We start from the raw sequence: 12,909 nt of genomic DNA, 5'->3' as shown, positions 1-12,909 counted from the left end.
AGTTTCTTTAGTTCATCATAAACAGGTTTTATACGCTCGTATGTATCACCTAGGGCGAAATACATTATATGATCTGATGATACTTTGCTAAAATCGTTTACTTGTTCGAAAGTTGTATCAAATCGAGCCTTTCTATCCTCAACAAAGTCATACATATGTTTTTGTTCGAGCGATTCGTAGTATGCGATAAGCGTATCGTCTTTCAGTTCATACATCAGTGCTGAAACACCATGTGATTTTAATGCTGTAATGATATGATTAACTGATTCGGCGGCAAGTTTATATACTTTGATATAGCTATTTTGATTGACGTCATAAATTATAGCTCCGTGGAATGAAATAATTGGAGTATTTAGATGAATATCTTCCATAATCTTAATTGTAGCATCAGTTGTACGTCCAGTAGCTACCGTGAAATCTATACCGTATGAAATCAATTTATTTAACGTGTTTTTTGTGTAATCGGATAATGTAGCATCATGGTTTAATAATGTTCCATCAAGATCTGATACATAAAGGGTTTTACATTCACTCATATCATATTACCTCCTATGCAATTATAATATAGCCTATTGATTTGTATCATTTTCTATGAAGGTTTTTATAGTATCTAAGACCTCTTCTGTATTAGTCCAATATAGATAATGTTCTGAATCTGGAATCATTATCTGCTTGCTCTTAGATGACCACCCTGCTAACTCATTCTGCACTTTCTGCCAATTATCTCCACTATCATATGACAACACAAGTAATGGTATATCTTTTAATTTCCCATTGTTTAAAACTTGTTTTGCATTCTCATTCATCAATTTTATATTTCCAAGATTGGATGATGACCCAAGCATTCTATAATAAAATGCTTTATCAATCTTTTTTAAGTCTGCAGGCAATTTGTTATACCTAGCACTCTCTCCTCCCATTGGAAGATAAACGTCAAACAAACCGAGTAACCTTAAAATGCCCAAGTTACGTAAACCCGCACTTGTCCGGTTTATAGCGTAAGATTTTATGATTGAATCTTTTTCATAAAATTCTGGACTACCTGAATCAAGAAATACAATTTTACTTACATTTTCCGGATATAGTTGTGCATATCGTATGGCTTCCAGTCCTCCTAGCGAATGTGCAGCTAGAATATAAGGTTTCTTTAACTCTAATTTTTCTAAAAGTAAATTTAAATCAGAGGTTAGAAGATCAATTTTCTTCTCCTCATCAATATCCTCGCTCCAGCCATATCCGGGCTGATCATAAGATACCGTTACCGCGTTTTTACCCAATTCCTGTTGCAGATAATAAAAATCGGTATAAGCATTCGGCGTACCTGAACCAGTTATGAAAACAATTGTTGTTTCCCCTTCTCCTCTTATATAAGCATGAACGTTATGCGAATTTATAGAAACCAGTTGTCCTGGATACTGATCCTTATATGTACGCTTTTCAATACTTACCATCACATGATGCCATATAATCATCAGACATAAGAAAATAGCCAGTATTCTTCTTATTTTTCTTTTTTTCCATTTAGAGTTCATAATCTTTATTTCCTCGCTTAACTTTATTGGTTGCATCAGGTGTTCATCCAGTAATAACTACACTAACTTGCAGTTGGATACATAAAAGTGATTGCTACTACTTTCTCATCTTTACTTAGTAATACTAGATATTTTGGTAAATCATCATCTATTCCGTTATCTACATTTGCCATTAAACCATAATCATATTGTGATTTCCACTTTTCTGGATAAGCAGCACCATTCCAGTCTAAACAAGCATTATTAGTATTACTGTCATTATATTTTTCATTAAACTCTGTACGCACTAAATCTGGATATTTTGATAAAACTTCATCACTCCTCATACCTACTTCTATTCCACTTTTTAAAGTATAATTCGATCCAACAATAGCAAATGAAGCAGGTGTCTGATTAATTTCAGAAGATCTATTACCCTCTATTGCTTCTGTTTCAACATAATAATATTCCACGTCATCAATTTTAATTGTATGCCAAATAACAGGAGAACCGCCAAAAGTACCTTCTATGGTTTCGGTTTCATCATTACTCTTAATTGCATCATCATAAGTTGGAGTAATGAGTTCAGGATCCACTTTTGCATCTTCTTCGGAAATATCTTGTATTGCGTGATCTTCATTCGTTACAACATTAGCATTCGTATCCGTTTCTTTTGGTTTACTGCAGCCAGTAAATATAAAGACTATTAACGTAGAAAGAAGTAATATTTTTTTCATAGCGAGCCTCCTTATTATTTGTGAATGATTTATTTACATGTTATCACTTAAATGGAATGTCTAAGTAATCTTGGTATGTATTGCATATACAATCGCGGCAGCTTTAATCTCATCTTTTGGATTTTTCACAGCGACACGCAGATCACAGGCTTTTTCCTCACTTCAAATTTGATACACATGCATTGTCCTTCCATAAATGTTACTTATTACAGATCATGAAATACTCCATCATCTCGCCTATTTCTTCTTTTATCTCAATTTTGAAATAAGGTTCCAACATAGTTTCAACTTCATATCCCGTGTTGGAGATAGATATTCAACAATCTGCTGCCGTCCACTATCTGCATATGTACCATTTGTTTGTGACTGCACATGCAAAGGGTAATCAGGATCATTTGTTATATACTTCTTACTCATTAGAATTATTCTATTGAATGTATCGGATGTAATATAAATTGTTTTCAATCTCATGGATAACATCTTCATTAACATATTCTTTTAAAACTTCTAGAGCTCCATCTATACCAGTACAAACACCTGCTGTTGTGTATATATTATCTCTTTTAATAACAGAAACGCCGGTATCAACTTTAACTGAGTTATCTAAAGAGTGTATTAACTCAATTACATTTCTATGGGTGGCAATTCTCATATTGCTGACCAATCCTAGTTTTGTTAATAATAATGCACCTGTGCAGACTGATAAAACCAATTTACTGTTATTAATGATGCAGTTTAATTCTTTTAAGAGTTCATCATTATAAATCAAACTACGTGATCCACTTCCTCCAGGGAGTACTAATACCTCAATTTCTTTCTTTTTAATATCCGCTATAGAGTAATTAGTTTCGATGTTCAAACCACTTTGGGTGGTTATTGAACCTTTATCTTTAGAAAAAGTAAATAGTTCAAATAAATTTGATTTTGTTGTTTTATTCGCAAAATAGAAAACTGAATGTGGACCAATAAAATCAATAGATTCTACATTATCATATATAAAAAATGAAACATTCATAACATACCTCCACGTTCTCTCTTATAAGCTTTAGATTTAAGAAGCCTAAAATTCATTGTAAGATACTATGTCTTCAAGTGCCTTTAATTCAAAATGCCCAGGGAATGGTTTTGAATTCTCATCTGGATAACCCATAACAAGCAAAGCGACTGGCTCAATGTTGTCAGGAATCGAAAACTCCTCCATGATGGCCTCGGGTATAAAATGCATGACCCAAGTCGTACCCACACCAAGTGAAGACGCTTCAAGCATCATATGTGTTGTAACGATACTCGCGTCGATATCTCCGCTGGATTTACCGTCATATTCACGTTGCCAACATTCATTCTTCTCGTAGCAGATAAGCATCGCATAAGGCGCATTAAAGTGGCATACCGTACACTTTCTAAGTTTGGATATGCCTTCTTCACTAGTGATAACTAAAATCCGTTGTGGTTGGCGATTGCAAGCAGTTGGCGCGAGGTGACCTGCTTTTAGAATTTTGTTTATCGTATCTTGATCGATAACCTTGTCGTTAAACTTACGCACCGAATAACGTTCTGCTGCCACTTTTAAAAAATCCTTATTTTCATTCATTGGAATCCTCCTTACTCTTTAACTATCACAATATCCTTACAACGAATTATGAGTTCTGACAGCTTATCATCTGCAAAAAGCATATGAGCTTCATAACCGTTTTCTGTGTGATACAGTTCTCTATATATCCATGTACTACCAACAATATGATCATCCTGTTTTATAACTTCAGATGTAATAAAAGTAATTTTATTCAAATCGGTAAATCCTGCACGGGTATCAAACCGCATGACAATGTTTGTATCAATTATTAACCCTGATACCTTACAGTCGTGAAAACCGAATGATTCATTTATAGTTTGTGGAATGTTCTGAGCTTGTTGTGCTTTTGAATACTCTTCATAAATTAAAATTGTTTTTTCTTCGTTCTCTTTACTAATATCTTTCAGTTGATTCATTACTTCCTCTGTACAGTACCCCAATGCGAAAATACGTATATCTGCTATTTGCTCAATAATTTCAATTGGTATTTTTTACTATATTTTTTCACGTCAAATGGCGGTCGTACATCATACTCCTCTATCATCTTTAGTATACTTTCTTTTTCATCTGCAGGTATGTGATAAACTATTGTATCCTCTTCGGTTATCTCTTCACCATTAATAAATTTATGAAGAGGAACAAGCGTTCTTCCTTCCTCTTCTAACATATAACGAGGGTCAAGATCGTAACTCTTATGCTCACTTTCTACAAATTCATTCTCTTTTTCCTTGTAGAGTCGCAAATAGAGTTCATCGTCATTGACTGCTGCACCTTCGTTTACTTCTAAGTCAAAATAAAGATCTGTCCGTTGAGATAATTCAAACCATTCCTTTGTTAGATACTTCATGTGATATCCTCCTAAAACAACTTTTCTAACTAAATGCCTTATCAAACATGATAACAGCTTCTTTGTTAAACTTATCATCATATATATCCGATTCAATATACTTACCACCAATTGCACTTGATAAATACCCATCTATCAATTCCATGCACATGAAGGCTGGATAATTTTCACCAAAGTTATCGGTTACACCATACTGCTCTGACTCCACAAAACCAAATTTTGGATAATATTCTGGACGACCAAAGAACATGATTGCACCATGGCCTTGTTCTTTTACTTTGTCAATCATAGCATGTATAAGAGCTTTTCCAAATCCTTTTCGTTGATATGTAGGTAACACACTAATTGGACCGAAATTCACCGTTGGTATGTTTCTACCATCAGGTGTTACAATATGTGATTTACTGCAGATGATATGTCCAACTAGAGTTTGGTCTAATTCTGCAACTAGACTGATTCCTATACCATCACGTTTTCGTAACTCATGTACCATCCAGTGCTCATATGGACTTCCTATTCCACCACGTTCTACCCTTCCTGGATAAGAAAATGCTTCTCTTGTAATTTCTTCAACGCGTCGGTAATCTTTTTTGTCTTCCATTCTTATAATAATATTGTTCATTCTTTACCTCTTTTCTTGTATCAAATAATCTAATCTGTACTGTATTTCCTGATCACTTTCCAAACATATTCATTACTCCATGCAATATCATAGTTGAATAACAATTTTTTGTCTTAAGGCGAACAATTCCTAGTACAATTCCATAACATAAACCAGTGATTACTTTCCATATCATTATATTTAGTAATCCATCCTGAACTCTGAAAGCTATGGAACTTATGTAACCAAAATGCCATAGGCCAAATAGAATTGTTGAAATAATATAAGTGATCCATTCATTTATAAGTATTAGATTTAACTTATTCCAAACATAACCACGAAAAATTAGTTCTTCAAAAATCGGCGTTACAATGCTACCATACACAAGCAAAGATACTGCTTTAAATCCACCAGTATAGTTTGAAGGTGTGGCTATCAGCAAAATGGTTGCAATAACAGTGAAGCAAACATAGGCACTTGTGAACTTGGGAGGAAAAACAGAAAGTCTTATCTTAAGTTTTCTAGCTAGTATTAAAATGCAAATTGTTATGAGAGTCATTGCAAGCATTGATGCCATACGATCTGAATAGCCTGTTCTTGGTACTATAAGAAAGATACATTGTTTAATTCCAAATAATAGACAACTTAATATAACTAACATTACAATTATTAAACTTATTGATTTAAACTTATAGTTTTTCAATTCTGCACCTCACTAAACATAAATTTTTCGGCTTTTTCATTCATCAAATTCTTCCTAATAAACATTACCATATTATACTATATTAATCCATATATAAACAAGCGATTCATTTAAAGATTCCAGTTCCTAGATTTCCTCTATAAGTAAGGTCTCCACCAGCTACCTGATCCCCTGCTATTCGACCAGTTTTGTTTATCTATATTGTATTTACTCTTGAAAAATTCAGGATACCTAGGCTCTAATTCATCAATATCTTCAATCTCATCAATTTAAGTGAAATTGCATGGCAATATAATAAAAAATAGCAATGATTGAATCAATGCTATTTTGGGATATATAGAAAAATATCTATATAGTAAATATTTTGTTATTATTATAGTTCTTTTACTGAAACGTCTAATTCAAATCAGGAATACCAACGGTTTTGCTTCTTCTTTCCATTAAAACTGTATTTCTCCATATTCCATCAACATCTTGGGCAATGTTCTCTCTAAAACCTACAATTCGAAAACCACATTTTTTATGTAATGCAATACTTGCTTCGTTGATTTCAATGATACCTGATTGTAATGTCCATATACCTAGTTTCTCTGATTCTTCTATTACTTTGTTCAATAATGAAGTTCCAACATGTTGCCCTCTTGCTTTTTGAGAAATATAAATACTCACTTCATTTACTCCCCTGTATACACATCTACTACTAGTGGGTGATAATGCGACCCATCCTATGACATGATTATCTTCGTCTGTAGCCACAAAACGACATTCCTTTATATGACCATTAGACCATGTATCATAGTCCGGTGTATCTATTTGGAAGGTTGCCTTTTTCGTTGCAATACCTTCAAGATAGATGTTTTTAACACTTTCGTAATCTTCCTTATTCATATTTCTAATTGTGAATGTCATATACTTCCCCTTTCATGGTAAAAAATGTTTAATGGATTATTAAGATAGTATATATCTTTAACAATATAATTGCAATATACAACTATTGTATTATGCAATTAAAATTGATATACTATTGGTATTAAATTCCTTAAGAATTGGAGATTGATTTATGATAGGTGAAGATTCAAAAATATTTAGAGAAAAATTTCGTATAATGGAGCGAAAATTAGGATTATTAAAGAAGGGAAATGGTTGCCGTTGTGATATTTCATTGACACAATGTCATGCACTTGTGGAAATTGGAAGAACTCCTGGAATAATTCTTAGGACGTTAGCAGATCAGCTTGACCTTGATATAAGCACGATGAGTCGATGTATCGATAGTCTTGTTAAAAAGGATTTCGTGAATCGTAAGAATTCTGCCGTAGACCGAAGATGTGTAATTTTAGAACTTACCGATAATGGACAGCAACTTTTTAATACGATTGAAAAGGATATGAACGACAAGTTCTTTCAAATCTTTAATAGAATACCAGAAGAACAAAGAAAAGAAGTGCTAAATAGTATAGATGTTATTCTTGATGCAATACAGTAAATATAGTAATCACTTACATATCCTCCTCATGTAACTAGTATATATATAACTATTTATTAAAACTTCTCAGATATATAATATTCTTATCCGGATCATAAAAGCTCATATTTACTGCTCCCCAAGGGCGAGACGTTGGTTTTTCAATAATTTCCATACCCAATTTAACTAGTTTGTCATATTCCTTATTAATATCTTCTACAGTAAATGCAAGACATATATTTTGATTCGTATTGTTTTTTAAAGAACCATCGTTGTATACAGTAAGCATCGTTTCTTCTGATATAATTGTTTGATGAATACTGTCATTACTTCCATTATCAATCTCTAATAAAGCTTTATAAAAATTTGAAAGTCTAATTACATTGTTTGTTAATAAGCTTACTTCACCAATACTCATTATTCGCTCTCCATTCAGTATATTTATATCTGATAATTATAACCCATATAATTACAAGCTTCAATATATATTCATTTATGAAGTGAGATTATTGCTCTTTTTTTCCTGAAACTAAATAATCGTCCTTATGAACATATATAGTATATTCATATTCGAGTGAAAGATTTTCTCCAAACGTTCCAGTACTTGCTCTCGAACCTGCAGAAAAGGGAGAAGGAGATTTTGGTAAATTGTTTTAAATTACTAAGATAAGCTAGATAAACACCTATATATAAGTTCATCTAGCTTATCTTTATTTTTAATTATATCAGAAGATATTCCAGTGCTATGTTTTTACTGTTTATGCAGCATCAAACTGACTATTATACAGATCTGCATAGAAACCAGCTTTTTCAATCAATTCATCATGTGTACCACTTTCAATAATATCACCATTCTTCATAACAAGAATGAGGTCAGCATTTTTGATTGTAGAAAGTCTATGGGCGATAATGAATGATGTACGACCTTTCATTAACTCATCCATAGCATTTTGAATCAGAAGCTCAGTTCTAGTATCTACGGAGCTAGTTGCTTCATCTAGAATAAGCATTGGTCGATCTGCTATCATTGCTCTTGCAATCGTTAATTGTTGTTTCTGACCTGCTGATAGATTTACTTGGTCGTTTAGAACCGTATCATAACCTTTTGGTAGTGTACGGATAAAATGATGTAATCCAACTGCTTTACAAGCTTCTTTGACTTTTTCATCGGAGACATTCTTCGTGCAATATACCAGGTTTTCACGTACTGTTCCTTCGAATATCCATGTATCTTGAAGAACCATACAGAACTGTGAATGAACGTCTTCACGACGTAATTTATCAACGGGAATATCATCAATCTTAATTGTTCCGCTTTGTATCTCATGAAAACGCATAAGCAAGTTTATTAAAGTGGTTTTACCAGCACCAGTAGGACCAACAATGGCAACCTTTTGTCCAGGATTTGCTGTTACAGAGAAATCATTTATGATTGTTTTGTCAGTGCCTTCATATCCAAAATGAACATGTTCAAACTCAACTTTACCACGAACATCTGTAAGTTTCGTAGTTTTTTCATCTTCTTTTTCCATCTCCTGTGCCTCTAAGAATTCAAAAACACGTTCTCCAGCAGCTGCTGCAGATTGAAGAGTTTGTGCTGCTTGCGCTAATTGGCTTAATGGTTGAGTAAAGTATCTTACATACATAGTGAATGCAACAATTACACCAAAAGATATGTGATCATTCATTGCAAGTACCGCACCAACAACACATACTGCTGCGTAACCAAAATTCCCAATAAAGGACATAAGTGGCATCATCAAACCAGAAAGACATTGTGCCATAAATCCACTTTCACGAAGTTCGTTGTTTAACTTAACAAATTTATTTTTCGCTTCTTCTTCTCCATTGTAGGCTTTTACAATGGTATGACCAGCATAGATTTCTTCAATATGACCATTGATTTCGCCTAGATGTTGTTGTTGACGAGCAAAATATTTTTGTGATTTACCCATGATTACCATCATTAGTGCAAAACCAATTAACGTGGCTAAGACAGCTGTCACAGTCATGATGACATTCGTTTTTAACATCATGATTAATGATCCTAATAAAAGGGTAACAGCAGAAACAAGCGTACCGATACTTTGGTTAAGCGATTGTCCTATAGTATCTACATCATTAGTTACACGAGATAAAACATCGCCGGTTGTTGTTTTGTTATAAAACCACATTGGGAGACGATTAATCTTGTTAGAAATATCTCCTCTCATTCTCTTAGACACTCTTTGCGTAATGTTTGCCATTATTAATCCTTGAGCAAGGGATAATACCCAACTCAAACCATATAATACTGCTAGTGTCAATCCAATCTTAGTAACACCATCTAAATCAATACCAGTTGCTATTCCCTCTGTAATAATGTTAGTAAGTTCAGATAATTTATCTGGGCCGATCAGAGTAAATACAGTTCCTATAGCAGCAAAGATCAGAGCAACAATCATGATTGTCCAATAATCTTTACAGTATTTAATTAGTTTAATCCAAGTAACTTTAAATTCTTTGGCTTTTTCTACACTCCCCATTCCTGGAGCAGGTGGGACTATATCTTTCTTATGATGTGAATGTTGTCCAAATTTGTAGTCCTCCTTATGCCTCATGCTAATTCCTCCTTAGATAATTGTGAATATGCAATTTGTTGATAAACTTCACATGTTTGCATTAAATGGTTATGTGTACCCATACCAACTACCCTACCGTCATCAAGAACAATGATTTTATCTGCATCTCTAATTGTTCCAATCCGTTGTGCAACAATTAGTTTTGTAGCATCCGCACATTCTCGTTTTAAGGCATCACGTAGTTTTCTATCTGTCTTATAATCAAGCGCTGAAAATGAATCATCAAAGATAAATATATCAGGCTTTCTACATATTGCACGAGCTATGGATACCCTTTGCTTTTGACCACCAGATAAGTTTGTCCCTCCTTGTGCTACGAATCCATCATAACTATCATCCATTGCTTCCACAAAATCAGAAGCCTGTGCTGTATAGACAGCATCCACGATATCTGATGAAAGGAATCCATCTTTTCCATTATCACCATAAGCTACATTGGATTTGATTGTACCACTAAACAAAGTAGACTTTTGCGAAACGTAACCAATTTTATTATGAAGTGCATATTGTGTATAATCTTTTACATTAATGCCATCTACAAGTACTTCTCCCTCTGTAACATCATAAAAACGAGGTACTAGATTTATTACTGTACTCTTTCCGCAACCAGTTGAACCAATAAATGCAACTGTTTCACCCTTTTTAGCAGTAAAAGTCACATCACGAATCACATAGTCTTGTGCATCTGGATATTTGAAGCTAACATTTCTAAACTCTACTTCTCCCCTATTTCCTGCTGGGGATTTTGTAACCGAACCATCTATAATGGTCTGTTTCGTTTCTAGAACTTCCCTGATACGTTTTGCAGAAACCGTTGCACGAGGTAACATGATAAATATCATAATAAGCATCATAAACGCCATTATTACTTGCATTGCATAGGATGAAAATACAACCATATCTGAGAATAATGTTATTTTATCCATCATATTTGCTTTATCAATAAGAATAGCTCCTATCCAATAAATAGCTAATGATAGACCACTCATTACTAATTGAATACTAGGCATCATGATTGCCATTACACTATTAGCAAAGAGATTTGCACCGGTTAATTCACGATTTGCATTCTCAAATTTATGTTCTTGATATTCCTCAGCATTATATGCTCGAACTACTCGAATACCTGTAAGATTTTCTCTTGTAACACGATTAAGTTCATCAGTAAGTTTCTGAAGTTTCTTGAATTTTGGCATTGCAAATATAATACAACATCCTACTACTATAATTAGAAATAATACTGCTATACCAGTTGATAATGTCCACTGCCAGCTTTTGCCGTTTATCTTTAAGATTGCCCATACTGCCAATATTGGAGCTTTAATCATTACTTGTAATCCCATAACCAATAACGTCTGTACCTGTGTAATATCATTGGTCGATCTAGTAATCAGACTTGCTGTTGAGAATCCATTGATTTCTTGCATAGTAAAGGATTGCACCTTATCGAACAATTGTTCTCTTGTTCTGGCTCCAAAATTAGTAGCAATACGTGCTGCAAAAGCAGCTACAATAACAGATCCAGCTAAACTTCCCAAAGCACATGCAAGCATCTTTCCACCAGCTTTGAGGATTTCACTCATGGTGCTACCCTCCGTCTGTACAAGGGTTGTTATCGTACTCATATAATCTGGTAACTTCAGGTCTAACCAAACCTGAGCTACTATGAACACAAGGCTAATTCCTATAAATATCCATTCTTTTTTCGTTAAATTCTTTAATAATTTAATCATAGGTTGCTCCTTTCGTTGATGTATTAGATATAATATCTTATAAATCTAAACTGAAACTAAACTATAATTTTGAAAAATACGAATTGAGCAAATAAACAAGACTAAAAAAACAACTATTCATAGCTGTGTACCATATGTGAACATCTATATCAGTTCACTAAATAGTATTCAGCTACAAAAGTTGTTTTATGGTATGATAAAGAATTTATTATTATTTAATTGTTAACTCTACAGAGAAACTAGTGTCTTCCGTTCAACTTTCAACTGAGATGGTTCCTTTATGCAGCTGAACAATACGTCTAGCTATAGATAGACCGATTCCATTCCCTTCTGATGTATGGGACGTATCTCCTTGCCAGAATTTATCAAAGATACGAGTTATCTCTTCTTCGCTCATTTCTGGCCCGTTATTTTTGATGGAAACCGTAATTTTATCAGTCAGTTTGGTGATTACGATATGGATTTCGCCATTCTCTGGCGAAAACTTGATTGCATTATCTACAAGATTGATCCATACTTGCTTTAGAAGTTCCTCACAAGCATCAGTCATATATTCATCAAAATCTGCAACTATGGTAAGTCCCTTTTTAGACCATTTATTCTCAAGGATTAAGATACAATTACGAATCTGTTCAGAGAGATTAAAACAAGTTATGTCAGTGAGAATATTTTGATTTTCAACTTTGGTAAGGTTAAGGACTTTTGTTGCCATTTCAGAAAGACGTGTGGATTCTTCTACAATTATATCAAGATACTCTTTTTGCTGTTCTTTGGTAATAGATTCCTTTTGGAGTAACTTTGCAAATCCACATATGGATACAATAGGGGTTTTAAACTCATGAGAAAAGTTATTAACAAAATCGGAACGTAACATTTCTGTGTTTTCAAGTTCACAGGCAAGTGTATTGAAACTATTGGATATTTCCAGAGATATTGGGATATGACCTAGGTCAATACGAGTTTTATAATCGCCACTTGCAAGCTTATTCATTCCATTAATTATGGTATTGACTGGCTTTAGGGGAATTCTACTAAAAATAGTTGCTACAATTGTTCCAATAATAATACTAGATATACCAAAGGCTATTGTAGGGAAGAAAATATTAGGAGTACTAAAG

15 protein-coding genes are annotated in these 12,909 nt (G+C 33.6%); 1 reads left to right on the top strand and 14 read right to left on the bottom strand.

The genetic code is table 11. From position 1 onward, the window contains the following. The 10 genes from ACW2QF_RS12645 to ACW2QF_RS12600 all read right to left on the bottom strand — a co-directional run. The coding region (locus ACW2QF_RS12645; RefSeq protein ID WP_455716366.1) for an HAD family hydrolase at nucleotides 1-536 on the bottom strand (536 nt) is incomplete at its 3' end. A 33-nt stretch (nucleotides 537-569) separates the two neighbouring features. Then, the gene (locus tag ACW2QF_RS12640; RefSeq protein WP_455716365.1) at nucleotides 570-1,568 is read right to left on the bottom strand and encodes an alpha/beta fold hydrolase; all 999 of its coding nucleotides are present in this window, start codon (nucleotides 1,566-1,568) and stop codon (nucleotides 570-572) included. A gap of 26 nt (nucleotides 1,569-1,594) precedes the next feature. Next, nucleotides 1,595-2,248 carry a hypothetical protein gene (locus ACW2QF_RS12635; RefSeq protein WP_455716364.1) on the bottom strand — a complete coding sequence of 218 codons (654 nt, stop codon included), beginning with the start codon at nucleotides 2,246-2,248 and terminating at the stop codon, nucleotides 1,595-1,597. 427 nt (nucleotides 2,249-2,675) lie between these two features. After that, on the bottom strand, nucleotides 2,676-3,263 hold the full coding sequence (locus ACW2QF_RS12630; RefSeq protein WP_455716363.1) for a DJ-1/PfpI family protein: 588 nt from the start codon (nucleotides 3,261-3,263) through the stop codon (nucleotides 2,676-2,678). 45 nt (nucleotides 3,264-3,308) lie between these two features. Beyond that, nucleotides 3,309-3,839: a nitroreductase family protein gene (locus tag ACW2QF_RS12625; protein WP_455716362.1), complete on the bottom strand. Its 531-nt coding sequence runs from the start codon at nucleotides 3,837-3,839 to the stop codon at nucleotides 3,309-3,311. An 11-nt stretch (nucleotides 3,840-3,850) separates the two neighbouring features. Then, nucleotides 3,851-4,261 carry a DUF4085 family protein gene (locus ACW2QF_RS12620; protein ID WP_455716361.1) on the bottom strand — a complete coding sequence of 137 codons (411 nt, stop codon included), beginning with the start codon at nucleotides 4,259-4,261 and terminating at the stop codon, nucleotides 3,851-3,853. 20 nt (nucleotides 4,262-4,281) lie between these two features. After that, a complete protein-coding gene (locus tag ACW2QF_RS12615) occupies nucleotides 4,282-4,668 on the bottom strand; it encodes a hypothetical protein (protein ID WP_455716360.1) in 387 nt (128 codons plus the stop codon). A gap of 25 nt (nucleotides 4,669-4,693) precedes the next feature. Next, nucleotides 4,694-5,290, bottom strand: coding sequence for a GNAT family N-acetyltransferase (locus tag ACW2QF_RS12610; protein WP_455716359.1), 597 nt, complete (start codon nucleotides 5,288-5,290; stop codon nucleotides 4,694-4,696). Nucleotides 5,291-5,342: 52 nt separating this feature from the next. Continuing rightward, nucleotides 5,343-5,972, bottom strand: a complete 630-nt coding sequence (locus tag ACW2QF_RS12605; protein ID WP_455716358.1) for a CPBP family intramembrane glutamic endopeptidase — start codon at nucleotides 5,970-5,972, stop codon at nucleotides 5,343-5,345. 396 nt (nucleotides 5,973-6,368) lie between these two features. Next, complete coding sequence (locus ACW2QF_RS12600; RefSeq protein ID WP_455716357.1) at nucleotides 6,369-6,881, bottom strand: N-acetyltransferase family protein; 513 nt, start codon at nucleotides 6,879-6,881, stop codon at nucleotides 6,369-6,371. 151 nt (nucleotides 6,882-7,032) lie between these two features. Here ACW2QF_RS12600 and ACW2QF_RS12595 point away from each other — a divergent pair, with 151 nt between their 5' ends. After that, a complete protein-coding gene (locus ACW2QF_RS12595) occupies nucleotides 7,033-7,458 on the top strand; it encodes a MarR family winged helix-turn-helix transcriptional regulator (protein ID WP_455716356.1) in 426 nt (141 codons plus the stop codon). 49 nt (nucleotides 7,459-7,507) lie between these two features. Here ACW2QF_RS12595 and ACW2QF_RS12590 read toward each other — a convergent pair whose 3' ends face one another. The 4 genes from ACW2QF_RS12590 to ACW2QF_RS12575 form a co-directional block, all read right to left on the bottom strand. Beyond that, nucleotides 7,508-7,855 (bottom strand): VOC family protein, encoded by a 348-nt coding sequence (locus tag ACW2QF_RS12590; protein ID WP_455716355.1) that lies wholly within the window; start codon nucleotides 7,853-7,855, stop codon nucleotides 7,508-7,510. 340 nt (nucleotides 7,856-8,195) lie between these two features. Further along, nucleotides 8,196-10,037, bottom strand: coding sequence for an ABC transporter ATP-binding protein (locus tag ACW2QF_RS12585; RefSeq protein ID WP_455716354.1), 1,842 nt, complete (start codon nucleotides 10,035-10,037; stop codon nucleotides 8,196-8,198). Continuing rightward, nucleotides 10,034-11,791 (bottom strand): ABC transporter ATP-binding protein, encoded by a 1,758-nt coding sequence (locus tag ACW2QF_RS12580; protein WP_455716353.1) that lies wholly within the window; start codon nucleotides 11,789-11,791, stop codon nucleotides 10,034-10,036. The genes ACW2QF_RS12585 and ACW2QF_RS12580 overlap by 4 nt, the downstream gene beginning before the upstream one ends. Before the next feature lie 253 nt (nucleotides 11,792-12,044). After that, the coding region (locus ACW2QF_RS12575) for a HAMP domain-containing sensor histidine kinase (RefSeq protein ID WP_455716352.1) at nucleotides 12,045-12,909 on the bottom strand (865 nt) is incomplete at its 5' end.

Source organism: Anaerosporobacter sp. (assembly GCF_965301125.1).
Note: the sequence above shows the minus strand (reverse complement) of the source record. Positions and strands in the feature narration are given on the sequence as shown.

What these genes read in the sequence shown, in the direction of transcription:
- ACW2QF_RS12640 (WP_455716365.1), bottom strand. Translation starts at nt 1,568, where the DNA reads ATGCAACCAATAAAGTTAAGCGAGGAAATAAAGATTATGAACTCTAAA.
- ACW2QF_RS12635 (WP_455716364.1), bottom strand. Translation starts at nt 2,248, where the DNA reads ATGAAAAAAATATTACTTCTTTCTACGTTAATAGTCTTTATATTTACT.
- ACW2QF_RS12630 (WP_455716363.1), bottom strand. Translation starts at nt 3,263, where the DNA reads ATGAATGTTTCATTTTTTATATATGATAATGTAGAATCTATTGATTTT.
- ACW2QF_RS12625 (WP_455716362.1), bottom strand. Translation starts at nt 3,839, where the DNA reads ATGAATGAAAATAAGGATTTTTTAAAAGTGGCAGCAGAACGTTATTCG.
- ACW2QF_RS12615 (WP_455716360.1), bottom strand. Translation starts at nt 4,668, where the DNA reads ATGAAGTATCTAACAAAGGAATGGTTTGAATTATCTCAACGGACAGAT.
- ACW2QF_RS12610 (WP_455716359.1), bottom strand. Translation starts at nt 5,290, where the DNA reads ATGAACAATATTATTATAAGAATGGAAGACAAAAAAGATTACCGACGC.
- ACW2QF_RS12600 (WP_455716357.1), bottom strand. Translation starts at nt 6,881, where the DNA reads ATGACATTCACAATTAGAAATATGAATAAGGAAGATTACGAAAGTGTT.
- ACW2QF_RS12595 (WP_455716356.1), top strand. Translation starts at nt 7,033, where the DNA reads ATGATAGGTGAAGATTCAAAAATATTTAGAGAAAAATTTCGTATAATG.
- ACW2QF_RS12590 (WP_455716355.1), bottom strand. Translation starts at nt 7,855, where the DNA reads ATGAGTATTGGTGAAGTAAGCTTATTAACAAACAATGTAATTAGACTT.
- ACW2QF_RS12585 (WP_455716354.1), bottom strand. Translation starts at nt 10,037, where the DNA reads ATGAGGCATAAGGAGGACTACAAATTTGGACAACATTCACATCATAAG.
- ACW2QF_RS12580 (WP_455716353.1), bottom strand. Translation starts at nt 11,791, where the DNA reads ATGATTAAATTATTAAAGAATTTAACGAAAAAAGAATGGATATTTATA.